Origin of the sequence: Chitinophaga nivalis (assembly GCF_025989125.1) — a bacterium.
Taxonomy (GTDB): Bacteria; Bacteroidota; Bacteroidia; order Chitinophagales; family Chitinophagaceae; genus Chitinophaga; species Chitinophaga nivalis.
This window is the reverse complement of record NZ_JAPDNR010000001.1, coordinates 8,227,952-8,250,527: the sequence shown is the minus strand read 5'-3', so window position 1 is coordinate 8,250,527 and position 22,576 is coordinate 8,227,952. Positions and strand designations below refer to the sequence as shown.

At 42.7% G+C, this 22,576-nt stretch carries 33 protein-coding genes; all 33 read left to right on the top strand.

Annotated features, from left to right (window positions below; genetic code table 11):
• Positions 1–35: 35 nt before the first annotated feature.
• Positions 36–1,220, top strand: coding sequence for a glycosyltransferase family 87 protein (locus OL444_RS30455; RefSeq protein ID WP_264726975.1), 1,185 nt, complete (start codon positions 36–38; stop codon positions 1,218–1,220).
• A 1-nt stretch (position 1,221) separates the two neighbouring features.
• The gene (locus OL444_RS30450; RefSeq protein ID WP_264726977.1) at positions 1,222–2,268 is read left to right on the top strand and encodes a glycosyltransferase family 2 protein; all 1,047 of its coding nucleotides are present in this window, start codon (positions 1,222–1,224) and stop codon (positions 2,266–2,268) included.
• A 2-nt stretch (positions 2,269–2,270) separates the two neighbouring features.
• Positions 2,271–3,047: a polysaccharide deacetylase family protein gene (locus OL444_RS30445; protein ID WP_264726979.1), complete on the top strand. Its 777-nt coding sequence runs from the start codon at positions 2,271–2,273 to the stop codon at positions 3,045–3,047.
• A gap of 772 nt (positions 3,048–3,819) precedes the next feature.
• Complete coding sequence (locus tag OL444_RS30440; protein WP_264726981.1) at positions 3,820–4,425, top strand: outer membrane beta-barrel protein; 606 nt, start codon at positions 3,820–3,822, stop codon at positions 4,423–4,425.
• Between the two features lie 1,712 nt (positions 4,426–6,137).
• Entirely contained in the window at positions 6,138–6,443 is a 306-nt protein-coding gene (rpsJ, locus tag OL444_RS30435) for a 30S ribosomal protein S10 (protein ID WP_012789286.1), read from the top strand.
• A gap of 192 nt (positions 6,444–6,635) precedes the next feature.
• Positions 6,636–7,253 carry a 50S ribosomal protein L3 gene (rplC, locus tag OL444_RS30430; protein ID WP_264726996.1) on the top strand — a complete coding sequence of 206 codons (618 nt, stop codon included), beginning with the start codon at positions 6,636–6,638 and terminating at the stop codon, positions 7,251–7,253.
• A gap of 1 nt (position 7,254) precedes the next feature.
• Positions 7,255–7,893: a 50S ribosomal protein L4 gene (rplD, locus tag OL444_RS30425; RefSeq protein ID WP_264726998.1), complete on the top strand. Its 639-nt coding sequence runs from the start codon at positions 7,255–7,257 to the stop codon at positions 7,891–7,893.
• 67 nt (positions 7,894–7,960) lie between these two features.
• Positions 7,961–8,260 (top strand): 50S ribosomal protein L23, encoded by a 300-nt coding sequence (rplW, locus tag OL444_RS30420; protein WP_264727000.1) that lies wholly within the window; start codon positions 7,961–7,963, stop codon positions 8,258–8,260.
• A gap of 87 nt (positions 8,261–8,347) precedes the next feature.
• Positions 8,348–9,181, top strand: coding sequence for a 50S ribosomal protein L2 (gene rplB / locus OL444_RS30415; RefSeq protein WP_264727002.1), 834 nt, complete (start codon positions 8,348–8,350; stop codon positions 9,179–9,181).
• Positions 9,182–9,252: 71 nt separating this feature from the next.
• Positions 9,253–9,519 carry a 30S ribosomal protein S19 gene (gene rpsS / locus OL444_RS30410; protein ID WP_264727004.1) on the top strand — a complete coding sequence of 89 codons (267 nt, stop codon included), beginning with the start codon at positions 9,253–9,255 and terminating at the stop codon, positions 9,517–9,519.
• Positions 9,520–9,614: 95 nt separating this feature from the next.
• Positions 9,615–9,962, top strand: a complete 348-nt coding sequence (rplV, locus tag OL444_RS30405) for a 50S ribosomal protein L22 (protein ID WP_264727006.1) — start codon at positions 9,615–9,617, stop codon at positions 9,960–9,962.
• A 65-nt stretch (positions 9,963–10,027) separates the two neighbouring features.
• The gene (gene rpsC, locus OL444_RS30400; protein WP_264727008.1) at positions 10,028–10,819 is read left to right on the top strand and encodes a 30S ribosomal protein S3; all 792 of its coding nucleotides are present in this window, start codon (positions 10,028–10,030) and stop codon (positions 10,817–10,819) included.
• Positions 10,820–10,874: 55 nt separating this feature from the next.
• A complete protein-coding gene (gene rplP / locus OL444_RS30395; RefSeq protein WP_264727010.1) occupies positions 10,875–11,294 on the top strand; it encodes a 50S ribosomal protein L16 in 420 nt (139 codons plus the stop codon).
• 72 nt (positions 11,295–11,366) lie between these two features.
• A complete protein-coding gene (gene rpmC / locus OL444_RS30390) occupies positions 11,367–11,567 on the top strand; it encodes a 50S ribosomal protein L29 (RefSeq protein ID WP_264727012.1) in 201 nt (66 codons plus the stop codon).
• An 87-nt stretch (positions 11,568–11,654) separates the two neighbouring features.
• Entirely contained in the window at positions 11,655–11,915 is a 261-nt protein-coding gene (gene rpsQ, locus OL444_RS30385) for a 30S ribosomal protein S17 (protein ID WP_264727014.1), read from the top strand.
• A 75-nt stretch (positions 11,916–11,990) separates the two neighbouring features.
• A complete protein-coding gene (rplN, locus tag OL444_RS30380) occupies positions 11,991–12,359 on the top strand; it encodes a 50S ribosomal protein L14 (RefSeq protein WP_264727016.1) in 369 nt (122 codons plus the stop codon).
• Positions 12,360–12,530: 171 nt separating this feature from the next.
• Positions 12,531–12,869: a 50S ribosomal protein L24 gene (rplX, locus tag OL444_RS30375; RefSeq protein WP_264727018.1), complete on the top strand. Its 339-nt coding sequence runs from the start codon at positions 12,531–12,533 to the stop codon at positions 12,867–12,869.
• Positions 12,869–13,444: a 50S ribosomal protein L5 gene (gene rplE / locus OL444_RS30370; protein WP_264727020.1), complete on the top strand. Its 576-nt coding sequence runs from the start codon at positions 12,869–12,871 to the stop codon at positions 13,442–13,444. The genes rplX and rplE overlap by 1 nt, the downstream gene beginning before the upstream one ends.
• Positions 13,445–13,464: 20 nt before the next feature.
• Positions 13,465–13,734 (top strand): 30S ribosomal protein S14, encoded by a 270-nt coding sequence (gene rpsN / locus OL444_RS30365; protein ID WP_264727022.1) that lies wholly within the window; start codon positions 13,465–13,467, stop codon positions 13,732–13,734.
• A 102-nt stretch (positions 13,735–13,836) separates the two neighbouring features.
• Entirely contained in the window at positions 13,837–14,235 is a 399-nt protein-coding gene (gene rpsH, locus OL444_RS30360) for a 30S ribosomal protein S8 (RefSeq protein WP_264727023.1), read from the top strand.
• A 129-nt stretch (positions 14,236–14,364) separates the two neighbouring features.
• A complete protein-coding gene (gene rplF, locus OL444_RS30355) occupies positions 14,365–14,919 on the top strand; it encodes a 50S ribosomal protein L6 (RefSeq protein ID WP_264727025.1) in 555 nt (184 codons plus the stop codon).
• A 93-nt stretch (positions 14,920–15,012) separates the two neighbouring features.
• A complete protein-coding gene (gene rplR / locus OL444_RS30350; RefSeq protein ID WP_264727027.1) occupies positions 15,013–15,366 on the top strand; it encodes a 50S ribosomal protein L18 in 354 nt (117 codons plus the stop codon).
• Between the two features lie 51 nt (positions 15,367–15,417).
• The gene (gene rpsE, locus OL444_RS30345; RefSeq protein ID WP_264727028.1) at positions 15,418–15,936 is read left to right on the top strand and encodes a 30S ribosomal protein S5; all 519 of its coding nucleotides are present in this window, start codon (positions 15,418–15,420) and stop codon (positions 15,934–15,936) included.
• 96 nt (positions 15,937–16,032) lie between these two features.
• Complete coding sequence (gene rpmD / locus OL444_RS30340; RefSeq protein WP_264727030.1) at positions 16,033–16,218, top strand: 50S ribosomal protein L30; 186 nt, start codon at positions 16,033–16,035, stop codon at positions 16,216–16,218.
• 118 nt (positions 16,219–16,336) lie between these two features.
• Positions 16,337–16,783, top strand: coding sequence for a 50S ribosomal protein L15 (gene rplO / locus OL444_RS30335; protein ID WP_264727032.1), 447 nt, complete (start codon positions 16,337–16,339; stop codon positions 16,781–16,783).
• 78 nt (positions 16,784–16,861) lie between these two features.
• Complete coding sequence (gene secY, locus OL444_RS30330; RefSeq protein ID WP_264727034.1) at positions 16,862–18,205, top strand: preprotein translocase subunit SecY; 1,344 nt, start codon at positions 16,862–16,864, stop codon at positions 18,203–18,205.
• A 125-nt stretch (positions 18,206–18,330) separates the two neighbouring features.
• Entirely contained in the window at positions 18,331–19,131 is an 801-nt protein-coding gene (map, locus tag OL444_RS30325; protein WP_264727036.1) for a type I methionyl aminopeptidase, read from the top strand.
• Positions 19,132–19,279: 148 nt separating this feature from the next.
• Positions 19,280–19,498 (top strand): translation initiation factor IF-1, encoded by a 219-nt coding sequence (infA, locus tag OL444_RS30320; protein WP_012789309.1) that lies wholly within the window; start codon positions 19,280–19,282, stop codon positions 19,496–19,498.
• Positions 19,499–19,570: 72 nt separating this feature from the next.
• Positions 19,571–19,687 carry a 50S ribosomal protein L36 gene (gene rpmJ / locus OL444_RS30315; protein ID WP_073083232.1) on the top strand — a complete coding sequence of 39 codons (117 nt, stop codon included), beginning with the start codon at positions 19,571–19,573 and terminating at the stop codon, positions 19,685–19,687.
• A 58-nt stretch (positions 19,688–19,745) separates the two neighbouring features.
• Complete coding sequence (gene rpsM, locus OL444_RS30310; RefSeq protein WP_079470753.1) at positions 19,746–20,126, top strand: 30S ribosomal protein S13; 381 nt, start codon at positions 19,746–19,748, stop codon at positions 20,124–20,126.
• A 109-nt stretch (positions 20,127–20,235) separates the two neighbouring features.
• Positions 20,236–20,637 (top strand): 30S ribosomal protein S11, encoded by a 402-nt coding sequence (gene rpsK / locus OL444_RS30305; protein ID WP_264727046.1) that lies wholly within the window; start codon positions 20,236–20,238, stop codon positions 20,635–20,637.
• Positions 20,638–20,791: 154 nt separating this feature from the next.
• Positions 20,792–21,397 (top strand): 30S ribosomal protein S4, encoded by a 606-nt coding sequence (gene rpsD / locus OL444_RS30300; protein ID WP_264727048.1) that lies wholly within the window; start codon positions 20,792–20,794, stop codon positions 21,395–21,397.
• Between the two features lie 70 nt (positions 21,398–21,467).
• Positions 21,468–22,463, top strand: coding sequence for a DNA-directed RNA polymerase subunit alpha (locus OL444_RS30295; protein WP_264727050.1), 996 nt, complete (start codon positions 21,468–21,470; stop codon positions 22,461–22,463).
• Positions 22,464–22,576: the final 113 nt, after the last annotated feature.

The window sequence follows — 22,576 nt, the reverse complement described above, 5'->3', positions numbered from 1 at the left end:
TAAGGCAAGGGATCATTTAAATGCATCAGGACTTTATGAATTTTTTATTTGCTGAGTTTAGGGTCTTTAAAAAATGGAAGATTGCTTTACCCGTTTTGCTTTGGTTCGCATTGGCAATTATTGCCGGATTGGCAGAATACCTGCACCAGTCATTCAATAATTACCTCATTTTCAGACAGGTATTCTGGCATACCCTGGAACAAACCAATCTGTATGCCGCCTATCCGTCGGAATATGCCGATATCAACCACTATGGTCCGCTGTTCAGTATGGTCATCGCACCTTTTGCCGTACTACCGGACTGGTTGGGCGTAATACTCTGGAACATCGCTAATGCCGCCGTGTTATTGATCGCCATCAGAATGTTACCCCTCACCCGGAAAAACTTCCTGATAGTACTCCTGATCAGTGCCGTGGAAATGATGACAGCCAGCCATAATGTACAGTTTAATTCCATGACGGCGGCCTTTATCATTTTTGCTTTCGTCTTTGTAGAAAAAGAAAAGGATATCTGGGCAACCCTCTTTATCGTATTGGGTTTCCTGACAAAATTATACGGAATAGCAGCCATCGTATTTTTCCTGTTTTCAAAACACAGGATAAAATTCACCGGCTATTTCATCATGTGGCTGGTGGTGTTATTCTGCCTGCCTATGATCATTTCGTCACCGGCGTTTATCATCCAGTCTTATGCTGACTGGTATACCGCTATCAGCGAAAAGGTGGTACAGAACATCAGTAGCCTGAGTCATACCAATATGCAGGATATCTGCGTAATGGGAATTGTACGGCGCACTTTCCATACATCAAATTTTAATGACCTGTATGTATTGCTGCCGGCAGTTGCCATTTTTGGATTGCCACTGTTACGGATGGCCCAGTATAAAAATCTGTTGTACCGGATGCGTTACCTGGCACTCGTGCTGATCTCCGTAGTCATATTCAGTGATTCGGCCGAATCTGCCACTTATGTCATTGCGATGGTCGGCGCAGCGTTGTGGTTTGTAATGAAGGAGCCAAAATCTCCGGCTGTAATAGCCTTGTTGGTGTTTACCATATTCGTTACCAGCCTGGCTACCACGGATTTATGTCCGCAGTATATTAAAGTACATGTCATCAGGGCTTTTGCATTAAAAGCATTGCCTTGTTTCATCATATGGCTGCTTTTAATCAGAGAAGTGGCTTTTGGTAAATTCCATGATAACAAAATTTGTGTATAGGATGAAAAAGTTAGTTTCCATCGTAGTACCGGTCTATAATGAACAGGATAATGTAGCACTGCTGAATCAAACGATTCAACGGATATTCGAACCGCTGCCCTACCGGTTCAATATATTTTTTGTGGATGATGGTAGTAGTGATGGTACCCTGGAAAATCTGAAAAAGCTTTCCTTACTATACGATAATGTCCGTTTCCTATCGTTCTCCAGAAACTTCGGACACCAGGCTGCCTTGAAAGCTGGCCTGGATATGGCTGATGGTGACTGTGTTATCAGTATGGACGGAGATATGCAGCATCCGCCTAAATTAATTCCGCTGCTGCTCGAGAAATGGGAAGAAGGCCTGGAGGTGGTATATACCATCCGGAAAGAAGATAGGGCACAGCCTTTTATGAAAAGGAAAACCTCCAACCTGTTTTATGCCATCATGAGCCGGTTGTCGGACATTGAAATTGAAAAAGGGACTGCCGATTTCCGCCTGCTCGACCGGAAAGTAGTAGACGTACTTAGCAGTATGCAGGAATATGACCTCTTTTTCCGGGGACTGGTAAAATGGGCCGGGTTCAGACAATTGGGGATTGAATATGTACCGGAACAACGGAATGCCGGCGTATCCAAATATACCTACCGGAAAATGCTGCGGTTTGCCCTGCAGGGCTTTACTTCTTTCAGCACGCGCCCGCTGTATGCCGCTACCTATTTAGGCTTTATCTTTGCCATGCTCTCTTCTTTGTATATACCCTATGCTGTTTTCAGCCTGGTGTTTGATCACCCGATTTCCGGCTGGGCATCTATCATTGTTACCATCGCCTTCTTCGGTGGGCTGCAGTTAATGATATTGGGTATTATCGGTGTCTACCTGGGTAAATTGTTTACACAAAGCAAACAGCGTCCGGTATACCTCGTCAGGGAAAGTAACCTGACAAAGGGAAATAGCCGCTATAAAGGTGGGTATTTGATAGAAGATGGAGAGCTGGTTAAAGAAAGATATATATTTAAAGATAATAACTTAATCAAAGAGAGTAACCTGGTAAAGGAAGGAATATAAAGATGGAACGTTTTGTATTAATGAGTTTTGATGTAGAAGAATTTGATATGCCCCTGGAGTACAGCCAGCAGGTGCCAATGGCAGAACAAATGAAGGTAGGCCATGAAGGCCTGGTGGTCACCATGGATATCATTAATACGGCCAATGCAACCAGTACCTTTTTTACCACAGCTAATTTTGCCCAGACTTTTCCGGTAGATATCAAACAGATAGCGGAGAAGCATGAAGTGGCCTCCCATACTTTTTATCATTCATCCTTTACGCCGGCGCATTTGCTGGAAAGCAAGCTATGCCTGGAAAGCATTACCCGCAAACCCGTGTATGGCCTGCGGATGCCTCGCATGCGGCACGTGGAAATGAAAGATGTAATAGCGGCAGGTTATGTATACGATTCTTCTGTTAACCCGACCTGGATTCCGGGCCGTTATAATTACCGCTCCAAACCCCGCACTGTTTACACTGAAGAAGGAATGTTACGGGTACCGGCGGCAGTGAGCCCCAACCTGCGGATTCCATTATTCTGGCTGGCGTTTAAAAATTTCCCCTATACTATTTTCAAGTCCCTGGCTATCAAAACACTCCGGCAGGACGGCTACCTGTGCCTGTATTTCCACCCATGGGAATTTGTAAACCTGGAGGCCTATAACATACCGGCATATACGAAAAGGCATGCAGGACCTGCCTTGCAGGAAAGGCTGATCAGGCTTTTAAAAGACCTTTCTAAGGAAGGAGAATTTGCTACAATGCAACAATACCTGCAGCTGAAAAACTTTTGCTGATACCACCTGCTGAAGCTATTTGCTGTTATTGCTCCTGATAGGCGCCGGCATAGGCTGGCAGAGAGGATGTACCCCCGTTACCAACGGTGCCTTATACTTTACTTTAATTACTGCCCGCTATTGCCAATAGCAGCGTTATAGGCTGCCAATGGGTGAGGGATGGTTATATACCTGCGGCGGCTGGTTATAGGAAAGCTGGAATCACCAGGTATCAACCCGCCGCCACAATGGTATGGCTCCTGAAAAGCCCGCTTGGTTAGTTACCATATCAGTCCGAAATAAAGCCTGTTTTAAGCACAGGAATTGAAGCGTCGGAATAGATTTTCATCCTGTAAATCTGTTGATGGTAAGGATACCAAACTTTACTTTAAGCGAGGTCGGGAATAAAATGGTTGAATACGCTGGAATTATCTGTGATTTCTTACAACAACATACGAGGGAGAGATGTTATAGTGTATAATGAATAAGGATAAGTGGTCATGTGGAGATAATTCTCGAACTGTACAGTAAGAATTTTTTTTTAATTTTTTCAGAAAAGTGAATACTTATTAGATTCATTTTCAGTAGCTTTGTTAAAACAACAAACTACGTTGTGACGGTGATTGTGATTGTTTGTAAACATTGGATTACCTCACCCCATTATCCCCCTGCCTGATTTTACTCAATTTATTATTGCTGGCTGTAAGCTGGTTTTATGTGCAAATGCGGAGCTCGTTTGCCTAAGAATTTTTATTATTCAACAGGTTAAATTGTTAAAATTAAAATTCAGATCATGAAAAAATTTCGTCTCTTAACCCTGGTATTATTGGCTGCATTGGTAGGCACTACGGCTAAAGCACAAATTCAGAAAGGAAATATTATGGTAGGAGCAAGCGTAAGTAATTTCCAGCTTGACTTTCAAAAAGATAATACCAAGTTCAGTATGGATCTTACGCCTAAAGTTGGTTGGTTCATCAGAGATGGCCTTGCAATAGGTGGCTATGCGCAACTGGGTTTGACTACAGCTAAAGCATCTGGTACACAAACCACGTATGGTGTTGGTGCATTCGGACGTTATTTTGTAGAGGACAAAAATGTAAGAAAACTGGAGTTTTCCAAGCGCGTACGGTTTTTCCTGGAGGCTAATGCAGGCTTTGGCGGATCAAGTAATTCATCTACAAGTACCAGTACTACCGGGTTGGATTTAGGTGTTGGACCTGGTATCGCTTATTTTATTACACCTAACGTATCGCTGGAAGGTTTATTGAAATACAACCTGACAGTAGGTTTTGGTAGCTCTACTACCAATAACCGGTTGAACCTGGGTGTAGGTTTCCAGATTTATTTGCCATCAGCCAAGGCAAAACAGATCTATAAAGATGAAACCCGTGGCAAGTAAGTAATAATAGGTTAAAATATGAGTACAGCAGGTAGTAACGAGTGGTTACTACCTGTTTTTTATTAGGGATCCTTCCTGATGTATCGATTGAATAAAATGAATAGGAAGGGGTTGAAATGAATTAACTGAATGACTGTTTTTAGCGTGGAAGCAGTTATTTTAGTAAAGCAGCTGTAGGAACACACAGCTATGGGATTGCCGAAAACCATATAAAAGAGTAGGCGTATGTTCAATCTAATTGTATGAATTTAGGTGACCTGTTGAATGAACTGTTACGTCAGTTAATTGCACTGCTGGGAGGTATCTGAGTAGTAGCAGGCGTAAAATTATTGGATATAACTCTGGTAGTGATACCAGAGTTTTTTATTGGCTGTATGCCGCAGTGGTCGTAGATTGAATGGGAAATTGGGCGATGACTGAATTGAAATAAGATGAACGGATTGTTTTTCCGGTATAGTGGTTAACTTTCAGTTCGTACTTATAAAAAGTAAGTGTGCTGGGATTGCCGAAAATCAAAACAAAAGAGTAGGGATCACCGGATGATTTTAATACTGGTATGTATTTTATTCCTCTATTGCTGCTTAAGATCAGGGCTTTGCTGATTCATATCCTAAGTGGCATTTGATCAGTAGGATGTTATGAGGGGATTATCAATTTATTTCTTATTACCCTTCGGATCCTTTGGCGGTTGTTTTACAAAAACAGCCGCTTTTAATTTGCTCCGGCTAACCATAGCCTGGAATGAATAGCATGGGGTTGCTGGCTTCGTAGAATGAATAAAGTGAACGGTTGTTAAATTACTGGCAGCCACTAAATTTACGGCTTGTTACGTAACAGCTGGGATTGCCGAAAACCAGCAATATCAATATAGAGTAGGCGTTTATCACGAAAACCTCTTTTTATGGATTTGCTCAGTCAATTATTAGCAGCTATTTTGGAGCTCTTAAAAGGTTTATTGGGAGGTCTCTAACCGACCTGATGTCACGGGGATCTCTGGTGATCCTTTACCGTTCCCCTTACATTTTTAACAAACGGTTGTTCCATTCCGGAATAACCGTTTTCATTTATGACGGGTGAGCAATGGCAGCAGCATTACAGGGAACAGTCCGATGGGGCTGCGGAAATGAACAAAATGAATGAGCTGGAAATGGGATGGAGCTATTAAATTCATTTTCTGTTAAAGATTTAACAGCTGGGGTTGCCGAAAACCAGCGAAAAGAGTAGGTGTTATATTGTATAACTTTTTAATGTATTTATACTGCGCCGGTACCGGTATATAATTCCTGGCGTTAACTTTTTGCTCTTTATAAGGAGGTTGTAGCCGATAGGAGAAGGTGGGCCTGCTGTTATGGAGCGTACTTTAATTATTCAGGGAAAAGGTGTTCCGGTGAAGCCGGAGCACCTTTCTTTTTGCCGGTAATGGAAAATTTTTTCCGGTAATCCAACTTTTTTTGGTTTTGAATTTTGTTTTCCTATATTTGTCAAAACGAGCATGTGAACTTACGATAAGGCTTAACACACACAAAATGAATGTTTTCCACAGCCTTACCGCATCTCTCAAATAGTTATCCCCCCTCACTTTAATACCCGGAGCAATATTTTGCCCGGCGGATTTAATTTTTTTTCCGGAGATTTATTTGCCAAATAGAAAAAACGGGTTACCTTTGCCCTCCCAAATTGTATAGGGAAAAAAAAGAAGAAGTTCATTGCATATGTCTCAGAGAATAAGAATCAAGCTGAAGTCCTACGATCATAACCTGGTAGACAAGTCTGCTGAGAAGATCGTTAAAACCGTGCGTAACACGGGCGCCGTGGTAACAGGTCCAATTCCTTTACCGACAGAGAAGAAAATTTTTACGGTACTGCGGTCTCCGCACGTAAACAAGAAAGCGCGTGAGCAGTTCCAGTTATGTACGCACAAGCGTTTACTGGATATCTACACGTCTTCTTCCAGAACTGTAGATGCCCTGAGCAAGCTGGATTTACCTTCTGGCGTAGAAGTTGAAATTAAAGCATAGGACAACAGCAAGGCTGGGCAAAAGGCCCGCCTTTAATTGATTTATGGTTACTTACTGGTTACCAGTAAGTAACAATTTTAACAAATGTAACATAGGTCGCGCCTTCTGGGCGGCCGCCCAATAAATGTATTTAAACCGCCCATCCTGGGGATAGCTAGAGATCCCCCAGGCGCTGGGTAAAATCATATAAAAATGAAAGGTATTATTGGTAAAAAGATTGGCATGACCAGCATCTTCGAGTCCAATGGTAAGCAGACTGCCTGCACCATTATCGAAGCTGGTCCCAACGTTGTAACACAGGTAAAAAACCTGGAGAATGATGGTTACAACGCAATTCAGGTTTCTTTCGGTGAGAAGAAAGAAAAACACACCACAAAAGCAGAAAGTAATCACTTCGCGAAAGCAAGCACCTCTCCCAAACGTTTCGTAAAAGAATTCCGCAACCCGGATGTTCAGAAAGCCCTCGGTGAATCCATCACCTGCGAAATCTTCGCTGAAGGGGAATTAATTGACGTAGTTGGCACTTCTAAAGGTAAAGGTTTCCAGGGTGTTGTAAAACGCCACGGATTCAGCGGTGTGGGTGAAGCTACCCACGGTCAGCACGATAGAAGCAGAGCTCCTGGTTCTGTAGGTGGTTCATCTTATCCTTCCCGCGTTTTCAAGGGCATGCGTATGGCCGGCCAGACAGGTAACGAAAGAGTGAAAGTGAAAGGTCTGAAAATCCTGAAAATATTCCCTGAAAAGAATTATATCCTGGTAAGTGGTTCCGTTCCCGGCCACAATGGTTCAATCGTTTTAATCCAGAAGTAACATGCAAATCGATATCTTAAATATAGAAGGTAAGAAAACCGGAAGATCTATTGAACTTCCTGAGGAGATCTTTGGTGTTGAGCCTAACAACCACGTAATCTACCTGGCTGTTAAACAATACCTGGCTGCTCAGCGTCAGGGTACTCACAAAGTGAAAACCAGAGCTGAAGTAAAAGGTGCTTCCCGCAAACTGCACAAACAAAAAGGTACTGGTGGTGCCCGTAAAGGTAACATCCGTAACCCATTGTATAAAGGTGGTGGTACCATCTTTGGACCAAAACCTCACGGTTGGGGCTTTAAACTGAACAGAAAAGTAAAAGATCTCGCTAAGATTTCTGCACTGTCTGTTAAAGCGAAAGAAAACAGCATCATCGTTATCGAAGATCTGGCTCTGGAAGCTCCTAAAACCAAACAATTCGTTGGCATCTTAAAGAACCTGAATATCAACGTTGACGGCAAGAAGACTATGTTCATCACGCCTGAGCACAATGATAACGTGTATCTGTCTTTAAGAAACATCCCTACTGTAGACGGTACTATGCTGAGCGATATCAATACTTATGATATCATGAACAGCAACTACCTGGTATTTACAGAAAGCGCTGCCAAAATCTTCACCGAAGAGCCGGCTGAAGCTTAAGGATGTTGTAAACCAATTAAATAACACAGCTAAAGCTAAGAGCTAAAAGCTATAAGCTATAAAGAAGATGAAACTTTCAGACGTTTTAATCAAACCGGTAGTATCAGAAAAGGTGAATAAAGCCACTGAAAAATTCAACCGCTACTACTTCATCGTTGACAAAAAAGCCAACAAACTGGAGATCAAAAAAGCAGTGGAAGAATTTTACGGTGTAACCGTAGCTGATGTAAATACTGCAGTAATGCCAGGTAAAGCTAAATTCCGCTTTACAAAAGCCGGTTTCATTGCAGGTAAAAAACCGTCTTACAAAAAGGCGATTATTACCCTCGCATCAGGCGAAACTATAGATCTGTATGCTAACATGTAGTGCCTTTTCGGCCTGAACAGCCGGAATGTGGATGTATATGCAGATCACTATTTATATTTTTAATAACATTTAACTTTTTAGGAAGTAATGGCACTGAAGAAGTTCAAACCAATGACGGCCGGTACCCGCTGGAAAATAGGCAACGCTTACGCTGAGCTGACCTCGGATACGCCTGAAAAAAGCCTGCTGGAACCGATTAAAAGGAGCGGCGGTAGAAACGCACAGGGTAGAATGTCTATGCGCTACATCGGTGGCGGTCACAAGAAACAATACCGTGTAATCGATTTCAAACGTGATAAAGAAAATATCCCGGCAGTAGTAAAAACTATCGAGTACGATCCTAACCGTAGTGCATTCATCGCGCTGGTTAGCTACGCTGATGGTGAAAAACGTTACATCATCGCTCCTCAGGGGCTGCAAGTAGGTGGTACTGTTATCAGTGGCGCTGAAGTTGCTCCGGAAGTAGGTAACGCTTTACCGTTGAAAAATATGCCACTGGGTACTGTGGTACACAATATCGAACTGCAGCCTGGTAAAGGTGGTGCAATCGCTAGAAGTGCCGGTGCCTATGCACAATTATCCAACAAGGAAGAAAAGTATGCCGTACTGAAAATGCCTTCTGGTGAGCTGCGTAAAGTATTAAATACTTGTAAAGCTACCGTAGGTACAGTTTCTAACTCCGACCACGCTCTGCAATCTATTGGTAAAGCAGGTGCTAACCGTTGGAGAGGTATCCGCCCGCGTAACCGAGGTGTGGCTATGAACCCTGTGGATCACCCAATGGGTGGTGGTGAAGGTAAATCTTCCGGAGGCCATCCAAGATCCAGAACTGGTAAATATGCGAAAGGTCTGAAAACCAGAAAACCGCATAAGAGTTCTGATAAGCTGATCATCAGCAGAAAAAACGGTAAAAAATTATAATATTTCGGAATCCAGGGTCCGGTCATAAACCACCGGACTCCGGGTTTGAAAAATCATAAATCAGTAAGAACATGGCTCGTTCCATAAGAAAAGGTCCTTACGTAGACCAGAAATTAGAAAATAAGGTAGAGAAAATGAATACAGGCACCAAGCGTACCGTTATTAAAACATGGAGCCGCCGTTCAACTATCACGCCTGATTTCGTTGGTCACACTTTCGCTGTTCACAATGGCAACAAATTTATTCCTGTTTATGTAACAGAATTCATGGTTGGTCATAAACTCGGCGAATTTGCACCTACACGTAACTTCAGAGGACACGTTAATAAGAAAATGTAAATTATAGTCTGAGGTTTGAGGTTTGAAGAATAGGTTTCAAACCAATCATCAAACACCAGACGTCAGACACTAAATAATAAAAGAAATTAATAACAATGGAAGCAGTAGCTAAGCTGAATAATAATCCTACATCTACCCGCAAAATGCGTTTGCTGGCAGACTTAATCCGTGGTCTGGATGTAGAAAAGGCTTTGAATATTTTGAAATTCCATCCAAAGCACCCTAGCGTACCATTAGAAAAACTGCTGGTATCTGCTATTGCAAACTGGAAAGTGAAGAATGAAGGTGCAAGGGTAGAAGATGCTAACCTGATCGTAAAAACCATTTTTGTGGATGGTGGCCGTACGCTGAAAAGAATGCGTCCAGCTCCGCAGGGAAGGGGTTACCGTATTCGTAAGAGAAGTAACCACGTAACGATTGTAGTGGACGGTAAAGCACAATAATTCGTTGCGCACCGGAAACGAGATAGAAAACAAAACTATTAAACTAATAGACAAATAACCAGAACATGGGTCAGAAAACAAATCCTATTGGTAACAGGTTAGGTATCATCAGAGGATGGGACTCTAATTGGTATGGCAGCAAAAAAGATTTTGCTACCAAACTGATCGAAGATAACAAGATCAGAACTTATCTGAATGCCCGTATCAATAAAGGTGGCATTTCAAGAGTTGTGATCGAAAGAACTTTAGGTAAGTTAATCATCACTGTTCATACTTCTAAGCCTGGTATCATTATCGGTAAAGGCGGTAACGAAGTTGATCGCATCAAAGAAGAGCTGAAGAAACTGACGGGTAAAGATGATGTACAGATCAACATCCTCGAAATCCGTCGTCCTGAAATGGATGCTAACATCGTTGCTGAAACCATCGCAAAACAGATTGAAAGCCGTATCAACTACAAACGTGCTATCAAAATGGCGATTGCTACTGCACTGAGAATGGGTGCTGAAGGTATCAAGGTTAAAATCAGCGGCCGTTTAGGTGGTGCTGAGATTGCCCGTTCAGAAGAAATGAAACAAGGTCGTGTACCTTTGCATACCTTCCGTATGGATATCGACTACGCTTCCCTGTTTGCACTCACTGTATATGGTAAAATCGGTATCAAAGTATGGATCTGTAAAGGTGAAGTACTGGGTAAACGTGACCTGAATCCGAACGTTTTAACCGGTAAAGAAAGCGATAACCGTGGTGCTGGTCACGGCGGCGAACGCAGAGAACACCATGGTGAACGTAGAGATCACCGCGGTGGTGGCGACAGAAGAGGTGGTGGAGAACACCGTGGCGGTGGCCGCAGATAATACCCGGCGGTAAAGCAAATTTTAACAATTACTATTAACATTAACAATATAGACGATGTTACAGCCAAAAAGAACGAAACACAGGAAGATGCACAAAGGCCGCATCAAAGGGAACGCTAAAAGAGGCGCTACCCTCTCCTTTGGTACTTTCGGTCTTAAAGCATTAGAACCTAAGTGGATCACTGACAGGCAGATCGAAGCTGCCCGTGTGGCGCTGACCAGGCATATGAAACGTGAAGGTAACGTATGGATCCGCATATTCCCTGACAAACCTATCACTGCTAAGCCTTTGGAAGTAAGGATGGGTAAAGGTAAAGGTGCTCCTGACCATTGGGCAGCAGTAGTAAAGCCAGGCAGAATTTTATTTGAAGCAGACGGCGTTCCCTTACAGGTAGCGAAAGAAGCAATGGAACTCGCAGCTCAGAAACTGCCCATTAAAGTAAAATTTGTAACAAGCCGCGATTTCGTTGCTTAATTACTGGTACTCATTTAAACTAATAAAATTCGGATAACTGCTCCGGCAGCCAACCGAACCAAATTAAATACAATGGCAAAAGAAAAGCTGGATCTGAAAGGCCTGAGCGAACAAGACCTGAAAGAGAAAATCTCTGCAGAGGAACTCCGCTTGAAGAAGATGACATTCGGTCATGCAATTACGCCAATCGAAAATCCGATGAGCATTCGCGCAGTAAGACGCGATATCGCACGTATGCATACTGAACTGCGTAAAAGACAACTGGGCTTCTAAATCCGTAATCTGCCCCGGCAGATTGCTAGATAGCATTAGTATAACAAAATTTATGACCTCTTCACGGAGGGTTAAATACTTTCAACAATGACGACCGAAAGAAAATTAAGAAAAACCAGGATTGGTGTGGTTGCCAGCAACAAAATGGATAAAACCATCACTGTTAAGGTGGAGCGTAAGGTAAAGCACCCGATCTATGGTAAATTCGTTAAAAAAACTACCAAGTTCATGGCGCACGACGATAAAAACGAGTGCAGCATCGGTGATACCGTGAAAATCGCGGAAACCCGTCCTCTGAGCAAAAATAAATGCTGGAGATTGGTAGAAATTATCGAAAAAGTAAAATAATTATTTATTTGTTTCAAGCTGCGGCCGGCAATCCCGGTTTCAGCCGCTGACTAAACAAACTCAAATCTCATTACGATGATACAACAAGAATCAAGACTGAGTGTAGCTGACAACAGCGGTGCCAAAGAAGTACTTTGCATCCGCGTGTTAGGTAACTCCGGTCAGGACTACGCTAAGGTTGGCGATAAAATTGTAGTTACTGTAAAGGACGCAATCGCTGGTGGTGGTGTGAAAAAAGGGATGGTTACCAAAGCCGTAATCGTAAGAACCAAGAACAAATTACGTCGTAAAGACGGTTCTTATATCCGTTTCGATGACAACGCGGTTGTACTGCTCAATAACTCAGACGAACCTCGCGGTACCCGTATTTTCGGTCCGGTTGCCCGTGAGCTGAGAGACAAGGGTTATATGAAAATTATCTCCCTCGCTCCTGAGGTATTATAAGTTATTGGGATTTCTTGATTTTGAGACCTTTCCGGTGGATTTCACCAAAAAATCTCAAAATCAAGAAATCTGAAAATATTTCTTATCTTTGCAGCCCGTTTGCAAAACGAGAAAAAACATTAATCAAGCGAAACAGTAGTTTCGCTTGGCGTTTATAAATAAATCAAAGTAATGAAAACTAGATTTAAGCCTAAATTCAACATTAAGAAGGGCGACCTGGTTGCGGTAATTGCAGGTGACGATAAGGACAGAACGAAGCCACGTAAAGTGCTGGAAGTTCAGCCGGATAAAGCCCGCATTCTTGTAGAAGGCGTTAACATTATTACCAAACACACAAAGCCCACTGCCCAGAATACCAAAGGCGGTATTGTTAAGCAAGAAGCTCCTATAGCTATCTCCAACGTTATGCTGTGGGATGCCAAAGCTGGTAAACCAACCAGAGTTAACAGGCAGAGAGAAAACGGTAAATTAATTCGTATCGCTAAAAAATCAGGGGAGGAAATTAAATAATGTCAAACACTAAATATACTCCGAGACTGCAGTCCAAATATAAGGACGAAGTAAAGGCTGCACTGATGAAGAAATTCAACTACAAAAGTGTAATGCAGGTTCCCCGCCTGGTAAAAATTTGTTTGAACCAGGGTATTAATGGTGCAGTAGGTGACAAAAAACTGGTAGATATCGCTGTAGACGAAATGACCCGTATTTCCGGTCAGAAAGCTATCGCTACTTTATCTAAAAAGGATATCTCCAACTTTAAACTGAGAAAAAACATGCCGATTGGTGCTCGTGTTACACTGCGCAGCACTATGATGTATGATTTTCTGGATCGTTTGATCGCTGTATCCCTGCCACGTGTACGTGACTTCAAAGGTGTGAACGAAAAAGCTTTTGACGGTCGTGGTAACTACACCATGGGTATCACTGAACAAATCATCTTCCCTGAGATCGATATCGATAAAGTAACTAAAATGTCCGGTATGGATATTACTTTCGTTACTACGGCTACTACCAACGAAGAAGCTTACGAGCTGCTGAAAGAAATGGGTATGCCTTTCAGGAACATGAAAAAAGATAATCAGTAAATCGAAACGATAATATAATTATGGCAAAAGAATCCGTAAAAGCCAGACAAAGAAAAAGAGAAGCATTAGTAGCAAAATTCGCTGAAAAGCGTGCTGCACTGAAAGCTGCCGGTGACTACACTGCACTGGATCAACTGCCTAAGAACGCTTCTCCGGTTCGTCTGAAAAACAGATGCCAGATGACAGGTCGTCCTAAAGGATACATGCGTCATTTCGGTCTCTGCAGGAACATGTTCCGTGACCTGGCTCTCGCAGGTAAAATCCCTGGCGTAAGAAAAGCCAGCTGGTAAAATCAAAACAGGAGACCCGTTCTCCCAAGTAAGAAAGTTATTTGAGTCCCATCTAATTACTGATTGGATATCGCATTGTAAACATCATCAAACTATTCGACAATGGTTACTGATCCAATAGCAGACTTCCTGACTAGAATCCGGAACGCGCAAATGGCCACCCACAGGATTGTGGAAATACCGGCTTCCAAGCTGAAAAAACGTATTACAGAAATTCTGTACGATAAAGGTTATATCCTGAAGTACAAATTCGAAGAAGATAATAAACAAGGCGTTATCAAAATCGCTTTGAAATACGATCCCATCTCTAAAGAGCCCGCTATTAAAGAAATCCAACGTATAAGCCGTCCAGGTCTGCGTCAATACGCTAAACCGGAAGAGTTTAAACGTGTGAAGAACGGTCTGGGCGTGGCGATCATCTCCACTTCTAAAGGTGTAATGACCGATAAAGAAGCAAAAGCTCAAAACGTAGGTGGCGAAGTAGTTTGCTACGTATATTAATATATTGATTTATTGGCTGTTATGCGGCCAATAAATCGCGTTTGACGTTATCTGACAATTAAGCTTTCTATACGGCGCTGAACACGGATAACTGAAACAATATCAATAATCAACTTTAAATTTAAAGTTATGTCACGTATAGGAAGAAGTCCTATTAAGTTAGCAAGTGGCGTTACAGTTACTGTTTCTCCAGCTAATGAAGTTACCGTAAAAGGCCCGAAAGGTGAACTGAAAAGAAGCATCGACCGGGATATCAAGGTAGAAGTGCAGGACGGTGTGTTAAACGTTATCCGCCCTACTGACCAGATCCGTCACAAAGCTCTCCACGGTTTATACCGCGCTTTGCTGGCCAACATGGTTCACGGTGTAACAGAAGGTTACAAGAAACAACTGGAACTGGTGGGTGTGGGTTATAAAGCCGCAAACAACGGTCAGTTGCTGGATCTGGCACTGGGTTACTCTCACAATATCGTTTTCGAAGTTCCTAGCGAACTGAAGGTAGCTACCTTAACTGAAAAAGGTCAGAACCCTAAGATCATGCTGGAAAGTATCGATAAACAATTACTGGGTCAGGTTGCTGCGAAAATCCGTAGCCTCCGCAAACCAGAGCCTTACAAAGGTAAAGGTGTTCGCTACAGTGATGAAGTGGTACGTAAGAAAGCTGGTAAATCAGCTGGTAAATAAAAATTTTTAACCGGCTAATCAGCTTGTAAAAGCTGATTAGTTGGTTTTAACAGCTATCCCGGCAGCATCGGGATATATAAAATAAAACTCAAAATGAGCACAAAAGTTAACAGGAGACAGAAGATCCGCTATCGCATCCGTAAGAAAATCTCCGGCACTGCATCAGCACCAAGATTATCTGTATTTCGCAGCAATAGCGATATTTATGTGCAATTGATTGATGATACCAATGGCACTACCCTGGCTTCAGCTTCTTCCCGTGATAAGGATATCAAAGCCCAGCAAGGTACTAAATCTGAAAAATCTGTACTGGTAGGTAAAGCAGTAGCTGTGAAAGCAGTAGCACTGGGTATCACCAAATGCATTTTCGACAGAAGTGGATATTTATATCATGGCCGCGTAAAAAGCGTAGCTGACGGAGCAAGAGAAGGCGGTCTTCAGTTTTAATCACGAGGTCCGAATTTTATAATTCTGAACAAGTAATTCTTATAAAATAAAATGGCAAAGAATTCATTCAATAAAGTAAAGGCTGGTGATCTGGAGCTGAAAGAGAAAGTGGTGGCGATCAACCGTGTTACTAAAACCACTAAAGGCGGTCGTACTTTTAGTTTTTCCGCACTGGTAGTTGTAGGTAACGAAAACGGTGTTGTAGGTCATGGCCTGGGTAAAGCTAAAGAAGTACAACAAGCGATCACCAAAGGTATAGACGATGCTAAGAAGAACCTGATCAAGGTTCCGGTTATGCATGGTACTATTCCTCACGATCAGTTTGCGAAAGAAGGCGCTGCCAAAGTGTTGATTAAACCAGCTGCTCATGGTACTGGTGTAATCGCCGGAGGTTCTATGCGTGCGGTGCTGGAAAGCGCTGGTGTAACAGACGTACTGGCTAAATCTTTAGGTTCTGCTAACCCACACAACGTGGTAAAAGCTACCTTCAAAGCACTGGGTATGTTACGTGAGCCAATCAGCGTAGCAAGAACCAGAAGCATTTCCCTGAAAAAAGTTTTCAACGGTTAATAAATACCAACGCGGCAACGCGATCGTATTTTCCGCAATATTTTGAAACTCATTCATTAACAATTAAATTACTCCGCCTTTGGCGGATAGGGGTTTATGGCAAAGATTAAGATCACTCAAGTGAAAAGTGGTATAGACCGTCCTGAGAGGCAGAAACTGACCTTGAAGGCACTGGGCCTGACTAAAATGCACGCTACTGTTGAAGTAGAAGCTACTCCTCAGATCCTGGGTATGGTTACCAAAGTAAATCACCTGGTAAAGGTGGAAACAGTGAACGCTTAGTAACACTGCTGTGGGATTGTCTATTGATAATCTTACTTTTACATTTGTAACTTTACTATTCACACTTTACATTTACAATGCGAGCGGTTAATTTCCGCGTAAGTAAAAACAATTAATTATGAATCTGCATTCATTAAAGCCTGCAAAAGGCGCTGTACATAAAGAAAAACGTCTCGGACGTGGTGAGGCTTCCGGTAAAGGTGGTACCGCTACAAAAGGTAACAAAGGTATCCAGTCACGTGCTGGTTATGCTAGCAAAAGAGGCTTCGAAGGTGGCCAGATGCCCATTCAGCGTCGTATGCCTAAACGTGGTTTCAAAAACAACAACCGCGAAGAATACACCATCTTTAACCTGGGCCAGTTAGATCATTTAGTTGAGAAATATGGTCTCCAGGAGTTCAATCTGGAAACTCTGTTCATGAATGGTTTGATTAACAGAACAGCTAAAGTTAAGATCCTCGCTAACGGCGAACTCAAAACCAAGGTTACTGTTAAAGTGAACGCGATCAGTGAGAAAGCTAAACAGGCCATCGAAACAACAGGTGGATCAGTAGAACTGGTATAAGACTTTACGACTGAGGAGACGCCTACGGAGTAGTGCGTCTTTTCATATTTAATAGCGCTATTAAACCTTTATCTTCCTGTGAAGAAATTTATCGAAACGATTAAGAATATCTGGAGTATTGAGGACCTGCGTAACCGCATCCTTACCACCCTGCTCCTGGTCCTCATCTACCGCGTAGGATCCTATATCGCTTTGCCCGGCATCGATGCAAACGCCCTCACCAACTTTGAAAAGAATTCTAATCAGGGGATTTTGGGGTTGTTTAACATGTTTGCCGGCGGATCGTTTTCAAGGGCCTCCATATTTGCATTGGGTATCATGCCCTACATTTCCGCATCCATTGCTATCCAGTTACTGACGATAGCAGTGCCATATTTCCAGAAACTGCAAAAGGAAGGTGAAAGCGGTCGCAAGAAGATTAACCAGTATACCCGTTATCTCACAGTAATAGTAACAGGTTTCCAGGCGAGCGCTTACGTAGCTTATCTGCGTAATCAGTCCGGTGGCGCTATTATTCCTGAATATGGCACCTTTTTCTTCTGGCTTTCCACTACCATCGTACTTACGGCAGGTACCCTGTTTGTAATGTGGCTGGGTGAGAAAATCACAGACAAAGGGATCGGTAATGGTACTTCCATCATCATCATGATGGGGATCCTGGCCCGGTTGCCACAGGCACTTATTGCAGAATTCTACAGCAAGGTAGCAGGTGATGCGGGTGGTCCTATCCTGTTCCTGATAGAAATCGCAATCTTTATCTTAATTACGGTAGGGCTCATCCTGTTGGTGCAGGGTACCCGTAAAATACCGGTTAACTACGCCAAACGTATTGTGGGCAATAAACAATATGGTGGTGTACGCCAGTTCATTCCACTGAAAGTGAATGCTGCCGGTGTAATGCCTATCATCTTTGCCCAGGCGATTATGTTTATACCTGCTACCCTGATCGGTTTTGCTACTTCTTCTGAAAGTGCTTCCGGTTTCATCAGGATCTTCAGCGACCATACCAATGGTTGGTACAATGTAATCTATGCTGTACTTGTAATCGTATTTACTTATTTCTATACGGCGTTGATTTTCAACCCTACACAAATGGCGGATGAAATGAAACGTAATAACGGTTTTATTCCTGGCGTTAAACCCGGTAAATCTACTGCAGATTATATCGGCGCTGTAATGGACCGTATTACCTTGCCCGGAGCATTCTTCCTGGCAATGGTAGGTATTCTGCCTGGTGTGGCAGCTGCGTTTAAAGTGAACAGCAACTTTGCTACCTTCTTCGGTGGTACTTCCCTGCTGATCATGGTGGGCGTAATCCTGGACACACTGCAACAAATTGAAAGCCAGCTCCTGATGCGCCATTACGATGGTCTCATGAGCACCGGCCGAATCAAAGGCAGAACTGCCCCGGCTAACGCGTAAGTAATTGTGCGCTATGCGGACAATAGCAATAAAATAGCCACAGAAGCTTTCTGCTTTAGTGGCTATATTATTTTTTGAATAGTGCTGATCACTAACTGTTGACAGCTAAAGTAATAAGGATTGTTATGATTCATTATAAGACGAAGGAAGAGATTGAGCTGATGCGTAAAAGCGCCCTGCTGCTGAGTGCTTCCCTGGCCGAGGTTGCGAAAGCAATCAAGCCGGGTATGACAACACTCGACGTGGATGCAGTGGCAGACCAGTTTATTGTGGAAAATGGCGCCACTCCTTCTTTCAAAAATTATAAGGGGTTCCCGAATGCATGCTGTATTTCTGTTAACGAGGAAGTAGTGCACGGTATTCCAAACAAATACGTGTTGAAAGATGGGGATATTCTGACTGTGGATGTAGGTGTTTATATGAACGGCTATCACGCAGACAGTGCCTATACTTTCGCCATCGGTAAAGTAGCCGACAATGTACTGCGGCTGATGGCTGCTACCAAAGCAGCGCTTTATAAAGGTATTGAGAAGGCTATCGTGGGCAACCGTGTAGGAGATATTTCCTATGCGATCCAGGAATATACAGAGAAAGAGCGTGGTTACGGCGTGGTAAGGGAGCTGGTAGGGCATGGCCTGGGCAGAAACCTGCACGAAGATCCACAGGTCCCTAACTACGGTAAACGGGGTAGTGGTCCGGTGATGAAGGAAGGACTGGTGATTGCCATTGAGCCGATGATCAACCTGCGTACCAAGGATGTAGAGTACCTGGAGGATGGCTGGACAGTAGTTACCCGCGACAAGAGTCCTTCTGTGCACTTTGAACACACCGTAGCAGTAGGAAAGGGCCGGCCGGATATTTTATCCACCTATGCAGATATCGAAATAGCAGAAAAAAATAACCCGGAATTGAACACAAACTACTAATACTCAATAGTGGATTTGTCTAATATTAGAGGTATTTAACGACTAAACAGGCAGGTTTTAACACAAAAACTGGCAATAATAATAATAATTAAGGTAAATTTTTCTATTTCAAAAGATAAATGCTATCTTTGCAGTCCTAAAAATTTTTATGGCAAAACAGGCACTCATTAAACAGGATGGAATTATATTAGAAGCCTTGTCGAACGCTATGTTCCGTGTAAAATTGGAAAATGGGCATGAAATCCTGGCTACCATTTCTGGAAAAATGAGAATGCACTACATACGCATTCTGCCAGGAGACAAGGTAGGAGTAGAGATGAGCCCATACGATTTGTCAAGAGGCCGTATAATTTTCAGATACAAATAAGCGCGGCGCTTATAACTAAAGCGGAGAAGCGTTTAACAAGCAATAAACATAACCTTTTATAAAATAATAATCATGAAGGTAAGAGCTGCAATCAAAAAAAGAAGTGCGGATTGTAAAATAGTTCGTAGAAAAGGTGTTCTGTTGGTGATCAACAAAAAGAATCCTCGTTTTAAACAACGTCAGGGTTAATCGGTTCCCGTACGGAATTTGATTTTTTAATCAGAATCATAAAATCTAAAATAGAAATATGGCACGTATAGCCGGTATAGATCTTCCTAAAAATAAAAGAGGAGAAATTGGCCTCACCTATATTTTCGGTATAGGCCGTTCTACCGCCCAATATATCCTGAACAAGGCGGAAATCGATGTAAACAAAAAAGTGCGGGAATGGAATGACGATGAACAAGCCGCCATCCGTAACATTATCAACGGCGAGTTTAAGGTAGAGGGTCAACTGCGTTCTGAAGTACAAATGAATATCAAGCGTCTGCTGGATATCGCTTGTTACCGCGGTCTGCGTCACAGGAAAGGCTTACCGGTAAGAGGTCAGCGTACACGTACCAACAGCCGTACCCGTAAAGGTAAACGTAAGACAGTGGCTGGTAAGAAAAAAGCAACTAAGAAATAGTAAATAAAATCCCAGGTTGAAATCCCAATTCCAAATCAGAGGGGGTTTCAATGACGGTGTGTCGTGAAAATTTGGGATCTGGAATTTCATATTTGGAATTTAAATAATTATGGCAAAAGCAAATAATACAAAAACTGCTGCTAATAAAAAGAGGGTAGTAAAAGTAGACAACTACGGAGATGTACACATCTCTGCTAGCTTTAACAACATCATTGTTAGCATTACCAACAAGCATGGTCAGGTTATTTCCTGGTCTTCTGCCGGTAAAATGGGCTTCAGAGGTTCTAAAAAGAATACTCCGTATGCTGCACAGCTGGCTGCACAGGATGCTGCGAAGGTTGCTATGGATGCCGGTCTGAAAAGAGCAGACGTATTTGTTAAAGGTCCGGGTGCTGGTCGTGAAAGCGCAATCCGTGCTATCGCCAATACAGGTATCGAAGTGAGCATGATTAAAGACGTTACGCCTTTACCTCACAACGGTTGCCGTCCTCCTAAGAAAAGAAGAGTTTAGGAATATATATCCGCAGATTCCAGATACCAGATTTCATACGAAGTTTGGTATCTGGAGTTTGTAGTTTATTATTTACAACTGGGTGTATGATCAGGTTTTCAGATTTTTTGAAGAGCATACATCATTAACTAAAAAATCTAAAGTATATTCAAACATGGCAAGGTACACAGGACCAAAGACCAAAATTTCCAGAATTTTTGGCGAACCCATTTTAGGTAATGGTAAATATTTAGGTAAAAACAGTAACCCTCCGGGTCAGCATGGTGCTAACCGTAAACGCAAACAATTAGGCGAATACGCACTGCAGCTGAGAGAAAAACAGAAAGCAAAATACACTTACGGTCTGTTGGAAAAACAATTCCGTAATCTGTTTGACGAAGCTACCCGTAGAAAAGGTGTTGCCGGTGAGGTATTGATTAAACTGCTCGAAGCCCGTCTGGATAACACAGTTTTCCGTCTGGGTATTGCTCCTTCCCGTCCTGCTGCCCGTCAGCTGGTTTCCCACAAACACGTTACCGTTAACGGTATCGTTGTAAACACTCCTTCTTTCCAACTGAAACCAGGAGATGTTATCAGCCTGAAAAACAAAACCGCAAACAATACTGCACTGACCAGTGTTATTCGTGGAAAAAATCCTAAATTCAGCTGGTTAGACTGGAATGAGAAAGAAATGAAAGGTGTATTCATTGCTTATCCTGAGAGAGAGAGCGTTCCTGAGAACATCAAGGAGCAACTGATTGTAGAATTGTACTCTAAGTAATAAATAAGTGGTCCATGGCCGTCAGGTCATGGACTTACCTCATATTTAATCAAATAAATCTATCATATCAATGGCAATTTTAAATTTCCAGAAACCTGATAAGATCGTTTTGCAGAAGTCAACCGACTTTGAAGCTCAATTCGAATTCCGTCCATTAGAACCAGGTTATGCTGTGACTATCGGTAATGCGTTGCGTCGCGTACTGTTGTCTTCTTTGGAGGGCTATGCCATTGTGGGTATCAAGATTGAAGGTGCTGATCACGAGTTTGCTACACTGAAAGGTGTGACTGAAGACGTTACTGAGATTATCCTGAACCTGAAACAGGTTCGTTTCAAGAAAATTTCTGATGGCGATGTAGCGAACGAAAAGATTTCACTGTCTATCAAGGGTAAAACCGAATTCCGTGCTGATATGATCGAAAAAGCCACCAGTGCTTTCCAGATTATGAATCCGGAACTGCTGATTTGCACCCTGGATCCTTCCGCTAAGCTGGATATCGAATTAACTATCGGCAAAGGTCGTGGTTATGTGCCAGCTGAGGAAAACAAACCCAAAGATGCAGTATTTGGCTACATCGCTATTGACTCTATCTTTACGCCTATCAAAAACGTAAAGTATAGCATAGAAAATACCCGTGTGGAACAAAAAACGGACTATGAGAAACTCATCATGGAGGTTATCACAGACGGTACAATCCACCCGGAAGAAGCAGTGAAACAAGCTTCCCGTATCCTCATCCAGCACCTGATGATCATTACTGATGAAAACATCAGCTTTGATACAAAAGATACTGAGAAAGAAGATGTGGTAGATGAACAAACACTGCAGCTGCGTAAGATCCTGAAAACACCACTGGAAGATCTCGATCTGAGTGTGCGTGCATTCAACTGTCTGAAAGCAGCAAAAATCAACTCACTGAGCGAACTGGTACAATACGAACAGGAAGAACTGATGAAGTTCAGAAACTTCGGCCAGAAATCCCTCAGCGAAATTGAACAGGTATTGGGTGAGAGAGGTCTGCACTTCGGTATGGATCTGTCTAAACTGAAACTGGAAGAAGAATAGTATAAACCGTTGCGAACGGAAGCCGGAACACTACCTAACCCGTAGGGGAAAATCTTCCCTCGTAATTCATCATTTTCAAATAAGTACCTTACAATTCCTGACACGGTGTAAGG

Bases quoted from the DNA above. Each gene is read 5' to 3' on its own strand.
- rpsQ (WP_264727014.1), top strand. From the start codon at position 11,655: ATGACGACCGAAAGAAAATTAAGAAAAACCAGGATTGGTGTGGTTGCC.
- rplF (WP_264727025.1), top strand. From the start codon at position 14,365: ATGTCACGTATAGGAAGAAGTCCTATTAAGTTAGCAAGTGGCGTTACA.
- rplD (WP_264726998.1), top strand. From the start codon at position 7,255: ATGCAAATCGATATCTTAAATATAGAAGGTAAGAAAACCGGAAGATCT.
- rplE (WP_264727020.1), top strand. From the start codon at position 12,869: ATGTCAAACACTAAATATACTCCGAGACTGCAGTCCAAATATAAGGAC.
- infA (WP_012789309.1), top strand. From the start codon at position 19,280: ATGGCAAAACAGGCACTCATTAAACAGGATGGAATTATATTAGAAGCC.
- OL444_RS30440 (WP_264726981.1), top strand. From the start codon at position 3,820: ATGAAAAAATTTCGTCTCTTAACCCTGGTATTATTGGCTGCATTGGTA.
- OL444_RS30455 (WP_264726975.1), top strand. From the start codon at position 36: ATGAATTTTTTATTTGCTGAGTTTAGGGTCTTTAAAAAATGGAAGATT.
- rpsJ (WP_012789286.1), top strand. From the start codon at position 6,138: ATGTCTCAGAGAATAAGAATCAAGCTGAAGTCCTACGATCATAACCTG.
- rplX (WP_264727018.1), top strand. From the start codon at position 12,531: ATGAAAACTAGATTTAAGCCTAAATTCAACATTAAGAAGGGCGACCTG.
- map (WP_264727036.1), top strand. From the start codon at position 18,331: ATGATTCATTATAAGACGAAGGAAGAGATTGAGCTGATGCGTAAAAGC.
- rplV (WP_264727006.1), top strand. From the start codon at position 9,615: ATGGAAGCAGTAGCTAAGCTGAATAATAATCCTACATCTACCCGCAAA.
- rpmD (WP_264727030.1), top strand. From the start codon at position 16,033: ATGGCAAAGATTAAGATCACTCAAGTGAAAAGTGGTATAGACCGTCCT.
- OL444_RS30450 (WP_264726977.1), top strand. From the start codon at position 1,222: ATGAAAAAGTTAGTTTCCATCGTAGTACCGGTCTATAATGAACAGGAT.
- rpsK (WP_264727046.1), top strand. From the start codon at position 20,236: ATGGCAAAAGCAAATAATACAAAAACTGCTGCTAATAAAAAGAGGGTA.
- rpsM (WP_079470753.1), top strand. From the start codon at position 19,746: ATGGCACGTATAGCCGGTATAGATCTTCCTAAAAATAAAAGAGGAGAA.
- rplO (WP_264727032.1), top strand. From the start codon at position 16,337: ATGAATCTGCATTCATTAAAGCCTGCAAAAGGCGCTGTACATAAAGAA.
- rpsC (WP_264727008.1), top strand. From the start codon at position 10,028: ATGGGTCAGAAAACAAATCCTATTGGTAACAGGTTAGGTATCATCAGA.
- rpmC (WP_264727012.1), top strand. From the start codon at position 11,367: ATGGCAAAAGAAAAGCTGGATCTGAAAGGCCTGAGCGAACAAGACCTG.
- rpsN (WP_264727022.1), top strand. From the start codon at position 13,465: ATGGCAAAAGAATCCGTAAAAGCCAGACAAAGAAAAAGAGAAGCATTA.
- rplR (WP_264727027.1), top strand. From the start codon at position 15,013: ATGAGCACAAAAGTTAACAGGAGACAGAAGATCCGCTATCGCATCCGT.
- rplP (WP_264727010.1), top strand. From the start codon at position 10,875: ATGTTACAGCCAAAAAGAACGAAACACAGGAAGATGCACAAAGGCCGC.
- rpsH (WP_264727023.1), top strand. From the start codon at position 13,837: ATGGTTACTGATCCAATAGCAGACTTCCTGACTAGAATCCGGAACGCG.
- OL444_RS30445 (WP_264726979.1), top strand. From the start codon at position 2,271: ATGGAACGTTTTGTATTAATGAGTTTTGATGTAGAAGAATTTGATATG.
- rplB (WP_264727002.1), top strand. From the start codon at position 8,348: ATGGCACTGAAGAAGTTCAAACCAATGACGGCCGGTACCCGCTGGAAA.
- OL444_RS30295 (WP_264727050.1), top strand. From the start codon at position 21,468: ATGGCAATTTTAAATTTCCAGAAACCTGATAAGATCGTTTTGCAGAAG.
- rplC (WP_264726996.1), top strand. From the start codon at position 6,636: ATGAAAGGTATTATTGGTAAAAAGATTGGCATGACCAGCATCTTCGAG.
- rpsE (WP_264727028.1), top strand. From the start codon at position 15,418: ATGGCAAAGAATTCATTCAATAAAGTAAAGGCTGGTGATCTGGAGCTG.
- rpsS (WP_264727004.1), top strand. From the start codon at position 9,253: ATGGCTCGTTCCATAAGAAAAGGTCCTTACGTAGACCAGAAATTAGAA.
- rpsD (WP_264727048.1), top strand. From the start codon at position 20,792: ATGGCAAGGTACACAGGACCAAAGACCAAAATTTCCAGAATTTTTGGC.
- rplW (WP_264727000.1), top strand. From the start codon at position 7,961: ATGAAACTTTCAGACGTTTTAATCAAACCGGTAGTATCAGAAAAGGTG.
- rplN (WP_264727016.1), top strand. From the start codon at position 11,991: ATGATACAACAAGAATCAAGACTGAGTGTAGCTGACAACAGCGGTGCC.
- rpmJ (WP_073083232.1), top strand. From the start codon at position 19,571: ATGAAGGTAAGAGCTGCAATCAAAAAAAGAAGTGCGGATTGTAAAATA.